Here is a 17,254-nt window from a genome sequence, read left to right as displayed (position 1 = left end):
CGCTACTGGATGAACCAGCCGAAGAAGCTGCGGGGCTCGATGGACGGCGGCTGATCACCGGATTCGCGGCCCTTATCCGAATCATCGGACTTGCCGGGTCCCGGCTTCGGGGGTGCGCTCGTGGTGGTCGTGGCCGGGGTGCTGGACGTGCTCTCCGGAGTGTCGGCCGGCGAGGCCGGGGGAGTGCTGCGGGTGCTCGGCTGCGGGCGCGGCTTCTTCGAGGTGGACGGGCTCTCCGAAGTGGACGGAGTGGACGTGTCCGGAGTGGACGATGGTGCCGGCCGGGCCGAGGGCAGCGTCGGCACCGGGCCGGTGGGGTAAGGCACCTCGCAGATGCCGAGCCAGCAGCCGAACCGCACCTGCTTGCTCTTGGTCGCCTTGCCCAGCGTCGCGGTCACGGTCACCGGGGCGTTGTGCTGAGGGCGGCCCTTGACCCGCACCCAGAGACTGGCCTGCTGAGCCGGCGCGAGGGCGGTGCGCGTGGTGCACGTCGCACCGGCGCCGCCGGGGGTGCAGGCGAACCCGCTCAGGCTCCACGACTGGAACAGCGCGTGGTCGAAGGTCACGGTGACCGGTTTCGTGCTCTCGCCGGTGTTGCGCACCCGTACGTAGATGAGCGGGTTGCGGTTCCACGGGAACGACGAGAGCCGGTCCGCATCCGCCTGCAGCAGAAGATCGTCCGTCGGAGTCTGCACCTTGACCGGCACGCTGACCTGGATCCGCACTGCGACGCCCGCGGAGACGAAGCCGGTCACTGTGCCGCCCTGCGCGTCTTGCGCGGCCTGCAAGCGGAAGGTGAGTACCGCGGTCTGTCCGGGCTGGAGGCCGGAGCCGGTCCTGCAGGTGACCGTGCCGGTCCCGCCGGGGCAGGCGACGTTGAGCGAGCCGGACTGCGGCGCGGCTTCGGCGGCGAACGAACCGGCTGCGCCACCGCCGCCACCCGCGGGCACCGCGGAGACGCCAGACGGCAAGGTGAGCGTGGCCTGGACCGGCTCGGACACGCTGCCACCGTCGTTACGCACGGTGATCGGCAGGGAGACCGGTGCGCCGCCGGGCTTCAGCTCGACCCCGCTCGGCGGAGACGTCGCGGACAGTTTCGGCGGCGCCGGAGCGGCGGGCGGCTGCGCGGGGGGCGCGGCCGGGGCTGCCGGAGGTTGGGCTGCCGGAGGTGCCGCGGGCGGCGGAACCGGGGCCGGTGGCGCCGGCGGCGGGGGTGCCTGGGGTGCCGGTGGCGCGGGAGGAGCCGCAGGCGCCGGCGGGGCAGCAGGCGGTGGTGCGGGCCGCGGTGCCGGGGCTACTGGCTGCGGTTGCTGAACCTGCTGGGCGGCCGGGATCGTCTGCTGCCCGCCACCGGCGGCCAGCGCGACGGCGACCGCCGCCACCATCGCGGCCCCCGAAGCGGCGACCCCGACGAACTGCCGCGGTCCGGCCGCGGCTGCTGCCGCACCGGCCTTTGCCCCGCCTGCTGCACCAGCTTTCGCGCCGGCCGCCACACCCGCCTTCGCGCCGCCTGCCACGACGGCACTGGCGCCGGCCGCGGCTCCCGCAGTGGCCGCGCTCGCTTTGGCCGCGCCGATCGTCGCCAGGTAACCGAGAGCGGCGCCACCGAGGACGATCGGTGCGATGATCGCGCGCAGGCCACCGTTGACATCGGCCAGCTCGGCGGCCAGCGCCCGGCAGTTTTCGCATTCGTCGAGGTGGTTCTCCACCTGGGAACGTTCGCGTTTGGACAGTCCGTCGCGGGTCCAGGCGCCGAGCCGGTCCGCGGTGGCACGGCAGCGATCGGCGCCGTTTTCCTGCAAGTGGACCTGCAGGTACGCCTGGCGCAGCCCTTCGCGGGCACGGTAGGCGAGCGCCGACACGCCGTTGGCGGTCAGCCCCAGCAACGGCGCGACTTCGGCGGGGCTCTGCTGCTCGATCTCGGTGTGCCACAGCACGGCCTGCCAGCGCTCCGGCAGCCGCGCGAACGCCTTCGCCGCCATGGTCCGTTCCAGACCGGCGACAGCGGTGTCGGAGAACTGGACGGTGAGCGCTTCGCCGGCGGCACCGCCGACGTCGGTCATGTCCTCGTTGAGGTCGAGCTTGCGGTCGCGACGGGTCTTGTCGTACGCGGTGTGCCGCAGGGCCGTGAGCAAGTACGCGCGGAAAGCCGTGTCCGGTCCCTTGCCGCCGCGCAGCGTGTCCAGCACCTTGGAGAACGCTTCGGAGACCAGGTCGTCGGCCTCGGAACTGGACCGGGCCAGCTGGCGGGCGAGGTTGTGCGCGGCTGCGCTGTGCCGCTCGTACAGCGGGCCGTAGGACGCGATCTGCCCGGCGCGTACCTCAGCGATCAACTCGGCGTCGCTCTTACCGGAGAGATCGGCGGGAACGGTGGACACGGGGCTCCTTCGTCGGCGGACGCGGCCGGTGCCAGCCGCGTTCACTAGTACAACGCGTACCAAGTGTGACGGATGCGGCGATACTCGTCACGTTGTGGTCGACCGGTTGACACCGACGGCGCAAAGAGTTCACTCCACGTCCGGCGGCCGGACCGGAAAAAGATCGGAAAACGCGCGTCACGGCAGGCATCCGGGTAAGTCCCTTCCCCGGATGGGGACAAGATCGACACGACCGGAAGGAGGCGGGCGCGGTGGACGTACCGGCGACCGGATCGTGGTCCGGTTCCGCGGATGGGCGGGCACGCGCCCGTTTCGACCGGGACCGGCACCTCCGGGCGTTGCGCGCCCGCTGGCGCACGGCGAGCCTCGCGGCGGGCTGGCGTTTCCCGAGCGACTGGGCGCTGCCCGAGGTGGATGCGGTGTGCGCGGCCGTCATGCGGCACGGGTCGAACGGCGCGGAGACGGCGCTGGCCGGACTCGGCCGGGCCAGAGCCGCGGCCGGCGCCGGTTTGTCCGAGACGTTGTCCGATCTAGCCGCCTTACATGCAGTGCTCGCAGATCCCACTGCCGTGGACGGGTTCGTCTCACCGGATGTAGATGCCACCCCCGCTCGATTACTCAGGGTGACCGCGCTGGCCTGGGCTGACGTGGCCACCGACCAGCTGGTGCACACCGAGGTCACCGATCCGCTCACCGGCCTGCCTTCGGCGGCGTACCTGCGCACCCGTCTCGGCGAGGTCTACCGCAGCGAAACCGGCGATGACCACGTCCTGCTCGTCGTCCGGGTGGACCTCGGCGAGGTCGCCGGCTGGCCACGGCTGACCACGATGATCCTGGTCGCCGACGCCGTGCGAGCAGTCTTCGACACCGGCGAAAGCTACGCGACGCTCGGCCCGTCCGCGGTAGCCGTCCTTGCCCGCCGCGACGAACGGCTGGCTTCCCGCGGCGTCGCCCTGCGCCGCTGCCTCAACGAACGCCTCTCGGCGGACGCCCAGCTCCGCGACGTCGTCCTGCCGCAGGTCTCCGCCGTCCGCCTGCCTGCTACGCATGAGCATGCTTGTGCCCTGCTTACGGATCTTGCGCACGGTTGACGCCGTTGATGGGTGGGTTTCGGGGACGCGAGGGGCTTCATCGCTTGGGCTCCGGGGCCGAGGGTGCCGCTCGCACCGGAAGCCCGGGAGCGGGGTGAGGGTCCCGGCAAAGTTGGTGTGGAGGTCTGTGAAGGGTCCCTTCACGGACTCTGAGTCTGTGAAGGGCCCCTTCACAGACCCGGAACCGGTCCGGCGCACGCCACGAGGTGGTCGCACACACGTCCGCATCGCCCGCTGCCGGGTCCCCGACCAACTTTGCCGGAACCCTGCCCGGGGGCGGGGTGAGGGTGCCGCTCGTGTTGAGCGGGTGGGCGGCGCGAAAGGGCCGCTCGTGCCGGGCGGGTGGGCGGCGCGAAAGGGCTGCTGGTGCCGGTCACCGGGGGTGAAGGGGACCTTCACCCCCGGTCTGTGGAGCCAAAGTGACCTCCGCTTCACACCTGTGGAGTCAGAGTGACCTTCGCGTCAGGGTGCGCGGTGCCAAGGTGCCGTTCGCTCCGGTCCGGGGGCACATCGAGACAGCGGAGCGAAATTGACTCTCGTGTCGAGCGGGCGGTGCGAAGGGGCCGTTCACGCCGGTGGGAATGGGACGTTCGCGTCGGGCTCGCGGTGGGAATGGGACGTTCGCGTCGGGCTGGCGGAGCGGGGGTGACGTTCGCACCAGGCGGGGCGGTCCGAGGTGACGTTCGCATCGGGTGGCGGAGCCAGGGTGATGTTCGCACCGGGGTGTTCGGGATGTTCGGGGCGGACGGGCCGTTCGCATCGGCTCGGCGGCGAACGATCCTCGATCCCGAGGGGCAGGTGGAGCGAGAGTGACGTTCGCGCCGGGGCCGGGAAGTGAGTGGGCCGTTCGCTCCGATGCGCGCGGAGGGAGAGGGACTTTCGTGCCAGGTGTGTGGTACGAACGGGCCGATCGTGTCGATTCGATGAAATGAAGGTCCCGTTCATGCCGGGGGTGGCATGCGAGTGGGAGTGACTCTCGTGTCAGATGCTTGGGGGCAAGGGGCCGTTCGCGACGGGTGACCGAGGCGAAGGTCACTTTCGCGCCGTAAAGCAGCTGCGTGAGCACGACTTTCGTGCCATAGAGCGGGCTCGTGAGCAGCTACGTCCGCATCGTATCCGCGGCCCAAGGGGGAGGCGGAGCGAACGGAAACCCCGTTGCAAAACACCGGAACACCCCGGCCGCAAAGCGGCGGCAGAACAACAGCGAAGCAGCAGCGAAACAGCCAGCGGCGAGAGCACCACGCCCACCCCGCCAAAGCACCGAACACCCCGCCAAAGCATCGAACTCCCGCCCGCGCCCGCCGCAGGGCACCGAACCTCCCCCGCCCGCGCCCGCCGCAGGGCACCGAACCTCCCCTGCCTGCGCCCGCCGCAGAAGCAACCGAACCTCAGCCGCCCGCGCCCGCAGAGCACCAAACCCCGCCCGAAGCAGCAGAAACCCGCCTCCCCGGCCAAACCCCAGGCCTCCGCCGACCGCCGCGACCCACCAACCGCGCCACTGACTGCCACCAACCGCCACCGGCACCAACCGCCACCGGCCGACGCAGACCGCGAACCACCGGCACCGACCGCCACCGCCACCGCCACCGCCACCGCCACCGCCACCGCCACCCCACCGCCACCGCCACCGCCACCGCCACCGCCACCGCCACCGCCACCGCCACCGCCACCGCCACCGCCACCGCCACCGCCACCGCCACCGCCACCGCCACCGCCACCGCCACCGCCACCGCCACTGCCACTGCCACTGCCACTGCCACTGCCACTGCCACTGCCACTGCCACTGCCACTGCCACTGCCACTGCCACTGCCACTGCCACTGCCACTGCCACTGCCACTGCCACCGCCACTGGCGATCCCCGCTCCGGCCCGTCTGTGGTCACCCTTCCTGACCAGCGTCCGGATGTTCATGATTTCCTGGTGCGGTGACCAGGACCGTCCCCCCCGCCCTGTCCGGCGAAGCTCCCGCGGCCGCTGCCGGGCAGCCACGGCTGGCGTTGCGCCGATCCCTGACCCGGCTCTCCGTACGTCCCCGGTCGATGCTGATTCTCTCGCTCGTCCCGCTGCTCGCGGTCGGTGTCGGTATCTGGGGCTGGGTGCACGAGTGGAACCTCGGCGTGGACAGCGCGGTCTACCGCGCCGGCGCGCTGCAGCTGCTCCACGGCGACAACCTCTACGACGCCAACACGTTGCCGACCGAGCCGGGCTGGGCGCTGCTGCCGTTCACCTATCCACCGACCGCGGCTCTGCTCTTTCTCCCCCTCGCCATCGTGCCGACGCAGGTCGCCTGGGGGTTCGTCACGGTCGTCTCGCTCGCTGCGCTCGCGCTCTCCGTGCGGATCGCGATCGGCGCGCTGCCCCGGCCGTCGGCCGACGGGCCGCGCTGGTGGGCCTCGCCCGCGCGCTCCACGATCGTGTTCTTCCTGGTGTTCCTCGGGCTCGAACCCGTGTGGCGGACGATCTTCCTCGGCCAGATCAACCTGATCCTGATGGCCATGGTGCTGCTGGACATGCTGGTGCTCGGTGCACGCGGCAGCCGGTGGGGCGGGGTGCTGGTCGGGGTCGCCGCCGCGATCAAGCTCACCCCGATCGTGTTCCTCGGGCATCTGTTCATCACCGGCAAGCGCAAGGACGCGATCCGCGGGCTGATCACCTTCGTCGGCCTGCAAGCGTTGCTGTTCCTGGTGAACCCGCACGACGCCTGGCAGTACTGGACCAAGACGCTGCCGGACACCGGCCGCATCGGCCCGGTGCACTGGGCGGGCAACCAGTCGCTGAACGCGCTGATGAACCGGGCCACCGACCTCGCGCCGTGGGCGTCGAAGGTGGCGATCGGGATCGGGCTGGTGCTGGCGATTCCGGCGCTGTGGCTGGTGCTCCGCTTCCACCGGCGTGGCCAGCCGCTGGCCTCGCTGCTGGTCACCGCGTTCTGGATCCTGCTGATCTCGCCGATCTCCTGGACGCACCACTGGGTGTGGGTCGCGCCGCTGATCGTGCTGCTCGTTTCGAGATTGCCGAAGACCACCCCGGCGACAGCCTGGAAACGCTGGCTGGGCACGTTCTTGGTGGGTTTCGTGTTCGTCAGCTGCGTACTCCTGATCTTGCCCAACGGGCGCAACGTGGAGCTGCACTGGAAGGTGTGGCAGAACGTGCTCGGAGCCGCCTACATCCTGATGCCGGTGGTGCTCGCGGCGGCGTTGGTCGCCAGATGGGGCCTGCAACGCCGGAAAAGGGACCGCGAGCTCGTGGACGGTCCCGGTGTCGATCCTGCGCGATAACCGGTGGCCGGCCGTGCTGCCGGTGCTCGCGTTGGTGGCCGGGCTGGTGGTCTGGCTGTGTGGCTGGCATCTCGGCGCGGACAGCGCGGTCTACCGGGCGGGCGCGGCCACCCTGCTCAAGGGTGAGCCGCTGTACTCCGCGGACCTGACGACGCTGCCGGACTGGGTGCGGCTGCCGTTCACCTACCCTCCGGCCGCGACGCTGACGTTCGTGCCGCTCGCGCTGGTGCCCCCGGGGCTGACCTGGGGCGTGGCCACGGCGTTGTCGGTGGCTTCGGTCACGGTGGTGCTCGCGGTGGCCGGGCGGCTCCGGGGCGCGTGGCTGGCGGTGGCCACGCTGGGTGCGTTGCTGCTGGAACCGGTGTGGAAGACGCTGTTCCTCGGCCAGATCAACCTGATCCTGATGGCGCTCGTGGTGCTCGACGCGCTGGTGCTGTGCGCCCGCGGATCGCGCCTGGGCGGGACGCTGATCGGCGTGGCCGCGGCGGTCAAGCTGACCCCGCTGATCTTCGTGCCCTACCTGCTGTTCACCGGCCGCTGGCGGGACGCGCTGCGGGCGCTCGGCATGTTCGCCGGGCTGCAGGCGGTGATGTTCGTCATCGCGCCGCGCGATGCGGCGGACTACTGGGGTTCGGCGGTGTTCGACCCCGACCGCATCGGCAGTGTGCACTGGATCTTCAACCAGTCGCTCAACGGCCTGGTCAACCGGGCGTCCGCGCTCGCGCCGTGGTCGACCACGGCCGCCCTCGCGGTGGGCGCGTTGCTGGCCGTGCCCGCGGTGTGGCTGGTGGTGCGCTTCCACCGCCGCGGCGAACCGGTGGAGGCGTTGCTGGTCGCGGCGTTCTACGGCCTGCTGCTGTCGCCGGTCTCCTGGTCGCACCACTGGGTGTGGGCGATCCCACTGGTGGTGCTGCTGGTGCGGACCGGACGGCGCTGGTGGGCGGCCGCTGCCGTGGTGCTGTTCGGCTCCCAGGTGGTGATGCTCGTCCCGAACGGCGGTGGCGTCGAGTTCGGCTGGGGTCTGGGCTGGGAGATCCTCGGCAACGCCTACGTGCTGGCCGCCGCGGCAGGCATCGTCGGGCTGGCGGTACGCGAAATGCGGCTGCTCGTTTCGGTGGAACGGTCCGGGCTGGCCAAGTAGCCCGTTGGTGCGTACGCACTCGAAGAGCAGGGTAGCTAGCGAGCAGTTCATCGATTGCCTGCGGTGGCTACTCCGGGCAGTCTGGTTACCCAGAGCGAGTGTTTCCGGCTCGGCGGGTGTCGCGCAGGTCGCCGCCGGTGCGGGCGATCCCGCCCAGTAACCTGATGGCGTTATGGACAAACGTACTGGGCTCCCTGTAGTGGGCATGGTCGGCGGGGGCCAGCTCGCCCGCATGACGCATCAGGCGGCGATCTCGCTGGGGCAGTCGCTGAAGGTGCTGGCGGCCGACGAGGCGGACGCGGCTTCGCTGGTGGCCGGGGACGTGGTCATCGGCCACCACACCGACCTGGATGCGCTGGTGGCGTTCGCCCGGCAGGTGGACGTGGTCACCTTCGACCACGAGCACGTGCCCGGCGAGCATCTGCTGAGCCTCGCCACCGAGGGGTTCGTGGTGCGGCCCGCGCCGAGCGCGCTCGGGTTCGCGCAGAACAAGCTCGTGATGCGCGAGATGATGGCCGGGCTCGGCGTGCCGGGGCTGGCCTTCGCCGAAGTGTCCGAAGTGGACCATGTGCTGGCGTTCGGCGCGGAGCACGGCTTTCCGGTGGTGCTCAAGGCCGCTCGCGGCGGCTACGACGGCCGGGGCGTCTGGATGCTGGACACCGCGCAGCAGGTCCGCGAGACGGTGCCGGAGCTGCTCGCCGCAGGCACCGAGCTGCTGGTCGAAGCGAAGGTGACGATGCGGCGCGAACTGTCCGCGCTCGTCGCGCGTTCGCCGTTCGGCCAAGGTGCGGCCTACCCGGTGGTGGAGACCGTGCAGACCGGCGGGATCAACACCGAGGTGCTCGTGCCGGCGCCGGGGCTGCCCGAATCCCGTGTGCACGAGGCGCAGGACTTGGCGCTGCGCATCGCGGCGACGCTCGACGTCACCGGCCTGCTCGCGGTCGAGCTGTTCGAGACCGAGACCGGCCTGCTGGTCAACGAGCTGGCCATGCGCCCGCACAACTCCGGGCACTGGACCATGGACGGCTCTCGTACCTCGCAGTTCGAGCAGCACCTGCGCGGGGTGCTGGACTATCCGCTCGGCCGCACCGATCTGATCGCGCCCGCGTGCGTGATGGCGAACGTGCTGGGCGCCGAGGTCTCCCCGGAAATGGGGCCGGACGAGCGCGTGCACCATCTGTTCGCCCGCTTCCCCGAGGTGAAGATCCACCTCTACGGCAAGCAGGAACGCCCCGGCCGCAAGCTGGGGCACGTGAACTTCGTCGGCGAGCGGATGGACGAGTTGCGCGACCGCGCGCTGTTGTCCGCGCACTGGCTGTCCCACGCCGTCTGGCTCGACGGCTACGAGATCCACTGAAGGGGAACACAATGGCCGCTCAGGTGGGCGTGATCATGGGCAGCGACTCCGACTGGCCGGTGATGGAGGCCGCCGGACATGCGCTCGACGAGTTCGGTGTGGAGTACGAGGTCGGCGTCTACTCGGCGCACCGTACGCCGCAGCGGATGCTGGACTACGCGAAGTCCGCGGCCGATCGCGGCGTGCGCGTGATCATCGCGGGCGCGGGCGGTGCCGCGCACCTGCCGGGCATGGTCGCCTCGGCGACGGTGCTGCCGGTGATCGGGGTGCCGGTGCCGCTGAAGTACCTGGACGGGCTGGACTCGCTGCTGTCGATCGTGCAGATGCCCGCCGGTATCCCGGTGGCGACGGTGTCGGTCGGCGGGGCGCGCAACGCCGGGCTCCTCGCGGTGCGCATCCTCGCCTCCACCGATCTGCAGCTGCAGGCGAAGGTCACGCAGTTCCAGGCCGATCTCGAACAGCTGGTGCTGGACAAGGACGCCAAGCTGCGGGAAACGGCCGGGAAATAGCCGTTCGGCAGGACCGTGCCGCGGAACGCCTCGGTGCGCGCCGCGGCTACGATCCTCGAACTGCCGGTGGCTACTGCCCGCCGGAGTGGCTGTTCGTCCGGCTGCTGGTGAACACCGCCGGGCGCTTGTGCAGGAAGGCCTGCATGCCCTCCCGCTGGTCCTCGGTCGCGAACAGCCCGTGGAAGACCCTTCGCTCGTATCGGATCCCGTCTGAGAGACCGGTTTCCAGCGCCCGATCGACGCAGTCCCGGGCCGCCATCGCGGCGAGCTTGCCGTAACCGGCGATCTGCGCGGCGACCTCGGTCGCCTCGGTGAGCAGCCGATCGGTGGGCACGACCCGGGAGACCAGGCCGATCCGTTCCGCTTCGGTGGCGTCGATCAGCCGTCCGGTGAGAATCAGGTCCATGGCTTTGGCCTTGCCCACCAGCCGGGTGAGCCGCTGGGTGCCGCCGATGCCGGGAATGACGCCGAGGGTGATCTCCGGCTGCCCGAACTTCGCGTTGTCACCGGCGATGATCAGGTCGCACATCATCGCCAGTTCACAACCACCGCCGAGCGCATACCCGGAGACGGCGGCCAGCTTCGGCGTGCGCAGGGCGGCGAAAGCCTCCCAGCCCGCGAAGTAATCCTCGGTCTGCATGTCTGTCGCGGTCTTGGCGGACATCTCGGCGATGTCCGCGCCCGCCGCGAACGCGCGCTCCGACCCGGTCAGGACGAAACACCCGACGTCCGGATCCCGGTCCAGCGGGGTCAGGGTGTCGATCAGCTCGGTCATCATCGCGGTGTCGAGCGCGTTGAGCCGCTCAGGCCGGTGCAGCCGTACCCAGACGACCCGGCCGGACTGCTCGATCTTCAGTCGCATGGTGAGTTCCCTTTCTCCGGAAGCACCGTGCTCAGGAGTCCCAGATGGCGCCGTACGCCGGAATGCCCCGGGATTCCAGGCCGTGCACGACCTTCCAGGTCAGTTTCTTGTTGGAGATGCAGATGACGGCCTCCGCATCGAAATCCCGGTAGGCCGCGTACGCGAGCTGGACCATGTCGGGCTTGCCGTGCCGGCCGGTGTCCCAGATCTGCGCGTCCGGCTGGACGGCGAGGATCTCGTCCACCAGCCCGTCCCCGTAGGTGACCCGCGGATCGCGGGTGGCCCAGACCAGCCGGGCGGGCACCTCCTGGGCCAGCAGGTGCGGCAGGCACGGGCCGATCCCGCTGCCGGTGGCGATGTAGACGACCCGGCGGAACAGGGTTTCGATGTTGGCCACGCCCGCGGTGGTGATGCCCTTGACCCACACCCGCGAGGGCAGGTCGTCGATGAACCGTCCGGTCCAGTCGCCGGCCCGGGAGATGGTCAGGCGGAAACCGTGCTCGTGGGGCGCCGGGATGTTGGCGAACGAGTGCCACTCGCGCAGCGGGGATCGGCTGATCGCGGTCGACGATCCGGCGAAAGGCTTGCGGCCGTGGGTGAACCGGGCGATCGCGACGTGCGAGGACGGCCGTTCGATGTCCACGTCCACCTTGCGCAGCCGGGTCCACGGCGCGGCGACGGCGGCGGTGAGCACGATCAGCGCCCAGAATTCCGGCACCGAGAACAGCGATAATCCTTTGTGGACTGTCTGCGCGATCGTCAGTCCCCACAACAGGATCAGCGACAGCCAGCCACCGAGCCGGTGCATCAGCTCGAAACTGTTGTGGAACTTTGCCCGCAGCCGCGGCGTCGCGAGCACAACCATGCCAAGGAACAACGCGACCAGCGCGTACGCCAGTACGAGCACGGCGGCAGGTGCGGGCTGTGCCGTGCTGAGGCCGACGAAGGCGCCGAACCAGAGCGTGCCGGACACGGCGCCGCCGACGTGCATGCCGCCGAAGTGGTAGACCTTGCCCAGTACCCACCGCACCCGCAGCGGCCAGGTCACCGGCGCCGAGGTCGCCACCCGGAACATCAGGTTGATCAGCCGCTGACGGCGGATCAGGATCGCGAGCGCGAAGTTCGCCAGCGCCGCCTGGGAGGCGAACCCGGCGGTGATCCCGCCGGGCAGCGCGAAGCCCAGCACGATCAGGTTGATCACCACGACGCCCGCGGCAAGCCGGTTGTGGTGCATCAGTTTCGGATGCTTGAACACCCGCCGCAGTTTCGGCAGCAGGGGCGGGAGGACGATCTCTTCCCGTTCTGTGGTCACCGCGGTCATTCGGCCGGCTCCTCTCCGCGTGCGACATCCAGCAGCTGTGCCTTGTCGATCTTGCCCCGGCTGGTCATCGGCAACGCGGGCATCGGGTGCACCGCCGCGGGCGTGCAGTAGTAGGGCAAGGCTTCGGCGACCGCCTGCACCGCGGCGGCCGGGTCGACGGTCTCCGGCTGGACGAACGCCACGAGCGTGCTGTCGTCGACCTTGAGGGTGACCGCCCTGGTGCACCCGGGCAGGTTCTCCAGCACCGTGGACACCGAGTCCAGCTCGACCCGGAAACCCCGGATCTTGACCTGGTCGTCGGTCCGGCCGAGGTGCTCGAGTTCGCCGTCGGGCGTCCAGCGGCCCAGATCGCGGGTCCGGAACATCATGCGGCCGCCGCCGAGGAAGGGGTCAGGCCGGTAGCGCTCCGTGTTGAGGCCGGGATTGGCCAGATAGCCCGCGGAGACGCAGTCGCCGCCCGCCCACATCTCGCCGGTTTTCCCGATCGGGCAGGGGTGCTGGTGCTCGTCGAGGACGTAGACGGTGTTGTTCGGGGTGGGGCGGCCGATGGTGAGCAGCGGGGCTTCGGGGTGATGGTGCTGCATCGTGTTGACGATGGTGACCTCGGTCGGGCCGCATCCGTTGTAGAAGGTGCGGGTCGCGGCCCACCGGTCGGCCAGCGGACGCGGGCAGGGCTCCCCGGCCACCGCGACGGTCCGTACCTTGGCGCACTTGTCGGGATCCAAAGTGGACAATATAGTCGGCGTCGCGATCAGCACGTCCGCCCGGCGGGCGACCGCCCCGATGTCGTCGCCGCGAATCAGCAGGGTGCCGCCGTGGGTGAGGCAGCCGAGGATTTCCCAGGCGGCCATGTCGAAGGCGATGTTGAGGATCTGCCCGACCACCGTGCCCGGCCGGATGCCGAGGTCGCCCGGCTGGGTCAGCAGGAGATTGGCCAGATTGGCGTGGGTGACGGCCACCCCGTTGGGCTTTCCGGTGGTCCCGGAGGTGAACAGGATGTAGCACGGCTGGTCCGGCGTGATCTCGACGCGGGGCCGGCGGACCTCGCCGCGCTCGGTCATCACCGCGTCGATGTCGAGCGTGTGGTGTCCGGCTGGGACGGTCACCGGCAGGTCGGACTGGGTGAGCACGACGCGGGCCCCGGTGGTGTGCAGAATGTGGCGGAGCATGGCGGGCCGCACGATCCGGGCGTCCTGCGGCACGTAGGCGGCGCCCGCTTTCAGGATGGCCAGGATGCCGACGACCATCGGGATACCGCGGCGGACCACCAGGGCCACGTGGTCCCCCGGCCGTACTCCGTACTCGGCCAGGCGGGCGGCCAATCGTTCGGCGTGGCCGGAGAGTTCCCCGTAGGACATCCGGTTTCCGAGGTGTTCTACCGCCACCGCGCCGGGTCTGGCGAGGGCGTACTCCTCGATCATCCGGTGCAGCGCCACCCTGGGCACCGAGTGGTCTGGACCCCAGCCGAAGTGCCGGAACAGCCGCCGATCCACCGCACTCAGGGTGTCGAGTTCCGGCGCGAAGTCGAGCTGTGTTCCGGGCATGGTCAGGAGTTGTTGCTTCATGAGACCGACTCCGTTCAAAGCTTTCTGGCAATGACTGCGAAATCGTCGAGTGTGAATTCGGCGAATAAGAGGTCGAATAATGGGGACAGAGCAGGAGTAAGCTTAATGGGCCACGCGGCTAGCCCATACGGGCTATTGTCTACACGATCTTGTTGAACCAATGCCAATGCTGGAACGGAAGTCCACCCAGAAGGGTGATCGTCTGGGGGGTAAGTGTGCCGCAAGGTCAACGTTGGCCAGGTCGGCCTGGTCAGCGGCACCTTACCGCCTTCGAGGCTCGCGCCAGTCGGCGCCTTTCGCCGGGTTGATCGGCCGGCAGCTGGCTACCGGACGACGTCAACCCGGTCAAGCCGAGGCACGCGATCGCCGCCGGAAGATCACCTGATGGTTATGTGGATTAATCTGCGCGCGGGTCGTCCCGCTGAGTGGTACTCGAATGTTGTTTGCGGTACACATCGAGTCCGGAATCCTGTTCCGGCGCGCAGTCGTCCCTGCTGGCGGCGGGTGTTCAGTTCGGCTCGGGGAGTCGCTTGCGCAGCTCGCGCTTGAGCACCTTCCCAGCCGCGGACACCGGGATCTCGTCCACGAAGTGCAGCTCCCGCAACCGTTTGTACGGCAGCACCCGCTCGTTCACCGCGGCGATCAGGTGTGTGGCGTCCACTTCGGAGCCGGGTTGCCGCACCACGAACGCCACCGGAAGCTCGCCGACATCGTCGCGGGGCCTGCCGACCACCGCGGCGCCGAGCACTCCCGGCAGTGTGAGCGGCAGCTCCTCCAGCTCTCGGGGGAAGACATTGTATCCCTTGTACAGCAACATATCCTTCTTGCGATCCACAATGGACAATTGGCCGTCCTCGTCGAGTACGCCGATGTCGCCGGTGTGCGACCAGCCCTGCACGAGGGCGTCGGCGGTCTCCTCGGGCCGGTTCCGGTAACCACGCATCAGCTGCGGTCCGCGTACGCACACTTCGCCCTCTTGCCCGCATGGCAACGGTTCCTCGCTCCCCGCGGCGACGAGTTTCAGCTCGGTGTCGAAGATCGGCCTGCCGACGGAGCCCACCTTGCGCACTCCGGAGTGGTACGGGGGAGAGGAGATCGCGCTCATGGTCATCTCCGTCAGCCCGTAGCCCTCGGCGATCAGCACCCCGGGGAATCGTTCTTGCAGCGCGCGGAACATCTCGTGGCTCATCGGCGCGGCACCCGATCCGATGGTGCGCACGGACGACAGATCCGCGGTGTGAAAGGACGGCGTGGCCAACAGCGCGGCGAACAAGGCTGGCGCACCGCCGAGGGAAGTCACCTGGAGCCGTTCGGCTACCGATCCCGAAGTGGCGGGAGATCCGGGGCGAACGCCTGTCGCGGATCATGAACGCGCTCGTCGACCGGGACGGCGTCAGGGTTCCAGCAAAGTTGGTCGGGGACCCGGCAGCGGGTGATGCGGAGGTGTGTGCGACCACCTCGTGGCGTGCGCCGGACCGGTTTCGGGTCTGTGAAGGGCCCCTTCACAGACCTCCACGGACCTCCACACCGACTTTGCCGACACCCTGGGGACGGCGTGCTCGACCGAGCCGGTGAGATCGGCGCGCCGGCCATCGTTCTGCACGGGACGGCTGACCTGGCCTATCCGGTCGCCAGGGCGGAAGCGCTCGTCGTCGCGCTGCCGAATGCCGCGCCGCTGGTGACCGTCGACGGCGGGGCGCACTTCCTCAGCCTCAGCCACGCCGATGCCGTCAACCCGTACCTGCGGCGTTTCCTCGATGCACAACCAGCCGGAAAATAACCGTTCCTTTCGCCGTCCTCCGGCGTTAAGCAGGCATCGGGCGCACAGAGAGGTGGAGCGGATGGGCATGCGGGGTTTCGGACGGCGGACGGTGGCTTTGGTGGCGGTGCTCGGGGGATGGTCCTGAGTACCGCGACCGCCTCGGCGGAGCAGGATCCCACCGGGCCGGTTCAGCCGAACATCATCGCGGCGGCGATCTACTCGGTGGCACAGCCGACACTCGCGCCGCCAGGGGCGAACGACTGGAACTGCAAGCCTTCCGCAGCGCACCCCAACCCGGTGCTGCTGTCCAACGGCACCACGGCCAACGCCTACGAGAACTGGGCGGGTCTCTCCCGGCGGCTGGCCGACGAGGGCTACTGCGTGTTCGCGGGAAACTTCGGCGGCTCGCCGGGCGCCTTCCTGCAGACTGTCGGCCCGATCGCCGGTACCGCCGGGCAAATGGCGAGCTTCGGCGACAAAGTGCTGAAGGCCACCGGCGCGGCGAAGCTGGACGTGGTAGGGCATTCGCAGGGCGGGATGAACCCGCGGTACTGGATCAAGAATCTCGGTGGCGCGGACAAGATCGGCAAACTGATCGGCCTGTCGCCGTCGAACTACGGCACCAGCCTGTTCGGCCTGCTCAGCGCGATTCAGGCGATCCCGCCGGCCCGGGACCTGGTCGGCGCCGCGTGCCCGGCCTGTAATGAGCAGTCCACCGGCTCCGCCTTCCTCACCGATCTCAACGCGGGTGGCGACACCGTGCCCGGGGTGGACTACACGGTGATCCAGACGAGGTACGACGAAGTGGTCACGCCCTATACCAACGCTTACCTCAAGCCCGCGCCGAATGTCCGGAATGTTCTCCTGCAGAACGTGTGTGCGCTGGACTTCACCGATCACCTCGGCATTCCGTACGACCCGATCGCGCAGCGCGAGGTGCTCAACGCCCTCGATCCGCAGCACGCAGCCGCGCCGAAGTGCGTTTTCGTGCCCCCCGTGATCAGCTGAGCAAATGGGGTATTCCGGTCCTCCGGAAGGCGCTCCGTGGTCGTCGGCATTGACTACGGAGCGTCATGTGATGTCATTCTCGTGTATTGCTCGCAGCTGCGCTTTCCGTTGTCCCCCTGCAGTGTGCAATTTTCTCGGACAGCCCGGTGGCCTGCGGGAACGGTCGGATCGGGCGGCGGGGATCCGGCTATCGCACCTCGGCTCCGCATGCACGGGTTTTGCCGCGGAAAGACCCGTTTGCCCACGCGGAGGGTAAGAACGCGAACACTTCTCGACCCGGAAGGCCATTCTGGCTGCGGTTGGTTGTGCGACGCCGATCCGGATGTCACAGTCATCGGCATGTTCTGGCCCGTCCCCGAAACCTGGACGCCATACGACGAAGCCGAGCTCGTCGCAGGATGGCGGCTGTGGCTCGAGTTGAGCGACCGCGTGTGGCTCAGTGCGGCGTGGGACGGTACGCCTTCGGATGCCGTACAGCCGCTGCGCGAACTTCTCGATGTCTTCGACGACATCGAGGACGGCTGCCGTGCCGCGGGTGAACCGTCGGACGAGTTCGGGCGGCTGATCCAGCCGCTCGTGCTGTCCGCGAGCGCGGTCATCGGCCTCTGGTGGGACGATCATGCGCCCTTGGACACCGATCGTGCCCGCACGCTGCACGAGGACTTGCAACGGTTCGCCACGCTCGCCGAGCGCGTGCTGACCGTGCTGTCCGTGCACGGCGGCTGGGCGGAACTCGACGCGGTCCGGCGTCGCCCAGCCTGAATCTCGTACTCGGCGGAGCGGTCCTTCGCCGTGGGGTAGTGCCTCCCTCTTTGCCGTGCTGTCGCCTGCGGGCGATGGCGCCGCCTGTTCACGGCGCCCTGGGATTCGTGCCATGGCTGGGTTTCCGGTGCCTGTCGGTTTCCTGTCGATCACTCGACGGAGCCGCTGCGACGGTGCCGGGTGCCCTACCGTCGGACGGGCCGGTTGAACTTTCACGCAT

12 protein-coding genes and 1 pseudogene are annotated in these 17,254 nt (G+C 69.5%); 8 read left to right on the top strand and 5 right to left on the bottom strand.

Annotation, left to right across the window (positions count from 1 at the left end):
* Window positions 1–2: 2 nt before the first annotated feature.
* The gene (locus ATK36_RS11890; RefSeq protein WP_098511311.1) at window positions 3–2,378 is read right to left on the bottom strand and encodes a sigma-70 family RNA polymerase sigma factor; all 2,376 of its coding nucleotides are present in this window, start codon (window positions 2,376–2,378) and stop codon (window positions 3–5) included.
* A 251-nt stretch (window positions 2,379–2,629) separates the two neighbouring features.
* Between ATK36_RS11890 and ATK36_RS11885 the strand changes: the two genes are divergently transcribed.
* The 5 genes from ATK36_RS11885 to purE all read left to right on the top strand — a co-directional run bounded on the left by ATK36_RS11885 (window position 2,630) and on the right by purE (window position 9,754).
* On the top strand, window positions 2,630–3,469 hold the full coding sequence (locus tag ATK36_RS11885) for a hypothetical protein (protein WP_098511310.1): 840 nt from the start codon (window positions 2,630–2,632) through the stop codon (window positions 3,467–3,469).
* A 1,925-nt stretch (window positions 3,470–5,394) separates the two neighbouring features.
* Window positions 5,395–6,747, top strand: coding sequence for a glycosyltransferase 87 family protein (locus ATK36_RS11875; RefSeq protein ID WP_098511309.1), 1,353 nt, complete (start codon window positions 5,395–5,397; stop codon window positions 6,745–6,747).
* On the top strand, window positions 6,728–7,888 hold the full coding sequence (locus ATK36_RS11870) for a glycosyltransferase 87 family protein (RefSeq protein WP_098511308.1): 1,161 nt from the start codon (window positions 6,728–6,730) through the stop codon (window positions 7,886–7,888). The genes ATK36_RS11875 and ATK36_RS11870 overlap by 20 nt, the downstream gene beginning before the upstream one ends.
* 172 nt (window positions 7,889–8,060) lie before the next feature.
* Window positions 8,061–9,245, top strand: coding sequence for a 5-(carboxyamino)imidazole ribonucleotide synthase (locus ATK36_RS11865; RefSeq protein WP_098511307.1), 1,185 nt, complete (start codon window positions 8,061–8,063; stop codon window positions 9,243–9,245).
* An 11-nt stretch (window positions 9,246–9,256) separates the two neighbouring features.
* Window positions 9,257–9,754 (top strand): 5-(carboxyamino)imidazole ribonucleotide mutase, encoded by a 498-nt coding sequence (purE, locus tag ATK36_RS11860; protein ID WP_098511305.1) that lies wholly within the window; start codon window positions 9,257–9,259, stop codon window positions 9,752–9,754.
* Between the two features lie 70 nt (window positions 9,755–9,824).
* On the opposite strand, the gene ATK36_RS11855 is transcribed toward purE, so the two are convergent.
* The 4 genes and pseudogenes from ATK36_RS11855 to ATK36_RS11840 form a co-directional block, all read right to left on the bottom strand.
* A complete protein-coding gene (locus ATK36_RS11855) occupies window positions 9,825–10,616 on the bottom strand; it encodes an enoyl-CoA hydratase-related protein (RefSeq protein ID WP_098511304.1) in 792 nt (263 codons plus the stop codon).
* 31 nt (window positions 10,617–10,647) lie between these two features.
* The gene (locus tag ATK36_RS11850) at window positions 10,648–11,937 is read right to left on the bottom strand and encodes a ferredoxin reductase domain-containing protein (RefSeq protein WP_098511302.1); all 1,290 of its coding nucleotides are present in this window, start codon (window positions 11,935–11,937) and stop codon (window positions 10,648–10,650) included.
* Entirely contained in the window at window positions 11,934–13,502 is a 1,569-nt protein-coding gene (locus ATK36_RS11845; protein ID WP_211291861.1) for an amino acid adenylation domain-containing protein, read from the bottom strand. Before ATK36_RS11845 ends, ATK36_RS11850 begins: the two co-directional genes overlap by 4 nt.
* Before the next feature lie 508 nt (window positions 13,503–14,010).
* Window positions 14,011–14,817 (bottom strand): annotated as a pseudogene (locus ATK36_RS11840) (class I adenylate-forming enzyme family protein); the annotation flags it as partial.
* Between the two features lie 240 nt (window positions 14,818–15,057).
* On the opposite strand from ATK36_RS11840, the gene ATK36_RS11835 reads away from it, so the two are divergent.
* The 3 genes from ATK36_RS11835 (at window position 15,058) to ATK36_RS11825 (ending at window position 17,034) form a co-directional block, all read left to right on the top strand.
* Window positions 15,058–15,282, top strand: a complete 225-nt coding sequence (locus ATK36_RS11835) for an alpha/beta fold hydrolase (RefSeq protein WP_170069701.1) — start codon at window positions 15,058–15,060, stop codon at window positions 15,280–15,282.
* 117 nt (window positions 15,283–15,399) lie between these two features.
* Window positions 15,400–16,272 carry an esterase/lipase family protein gene (locus tag ATK36_RS11830; protein ID WP_098511299.1) on the top strand — a complete coding sequence of 291 codons (873 nt, stop codon included), beginning with the start codon at window positions 15,400–15,402 and terminating at the stop codon, window positions 16,270–16,272.
* A gap of 339 nt (window positions 16,273–16,611) precedes the next feature.
* Window positions 16,612–17,034, top strand: a complete 423-nt coding sequence (locus ATK36_RS11825) for a hypothetical protein (protein ID WP_098514817.1) — start codon at window positions 16,612–16,614, stop codon at window positions 17,032–17,034.
* The last annotated feature ends 220 nt before the right edge of the window (window positions 17,035–17,254 follow it).

The sequence above is a fragment of the Amycolatopsis sulphurea genome, assembly GCF_002564045.1.
In the GTDB taxonomy this organism is placed as follows: domain Bacteria; phylum Actinomycetota; class Actinomycetes; order Mycobacteriales; family Pseudonocardiaceae; genus Amycolatopsis; species Amycolatopsis sulphurea.
The sequence above is the reverse complement of the archived record's forward strand: the minus strand, read 5'-3'. Positions and strand labels throughout refer to the sequence as shown.

Bases quoted from the DNA above. Each gene is read 5' to 3' on its own strand.
- ATK36_RS11865 (WP_098511307.1), top strand. From the start codon at position 8,061: ATGGACAAACGTACTGGGCTCCCTGTAGTGGGCATGGTCGGCGGGGGC.
- purE (WP_098511305.1), top strand. From the start codon at position 9,257: ATGGCCGCTCAGGTGGGCGTGATCATGGGCAGCGACTCCGACTGGCCG.
- ATK36_RS11855 (WP_098511304.1), bottom strand. From the start codon at position 10,616: ATGCGACTGAAGATCGAGCAGTCCGGCCGGGTCGTCTGGGTACGGCTG.
- ATK36_RS11850 (WP_098511302.1), bottom strand. From the start codon at position 11,937: ATGACCGCGGTGACCACAGAACGGGAAGAGATCGTCCTCCCGCCCCTG.
- ATK36_RS11845 (WP_211291861.1), bottom strand. From the start codon at position 13,502: ATGAAGCAACAACTCCTGACCATGCCCGGAACACAGCTCGACTTCGCG.
- ATK36_RS11830 (WP_098511299.1), top strand. From the start codon at position 15,400: ATGGTCCTGAGTACCGCGACCGCCTCGGCGGAGCAGGATCCCACCGGG.
- ATK36_RS11825 (WP_098514817.1), top strand. From the start codon at position 16,612: ATGTTCTGGCCCGTCCCCGAAACCTGGACGCCATACGACGAAGCCGAG.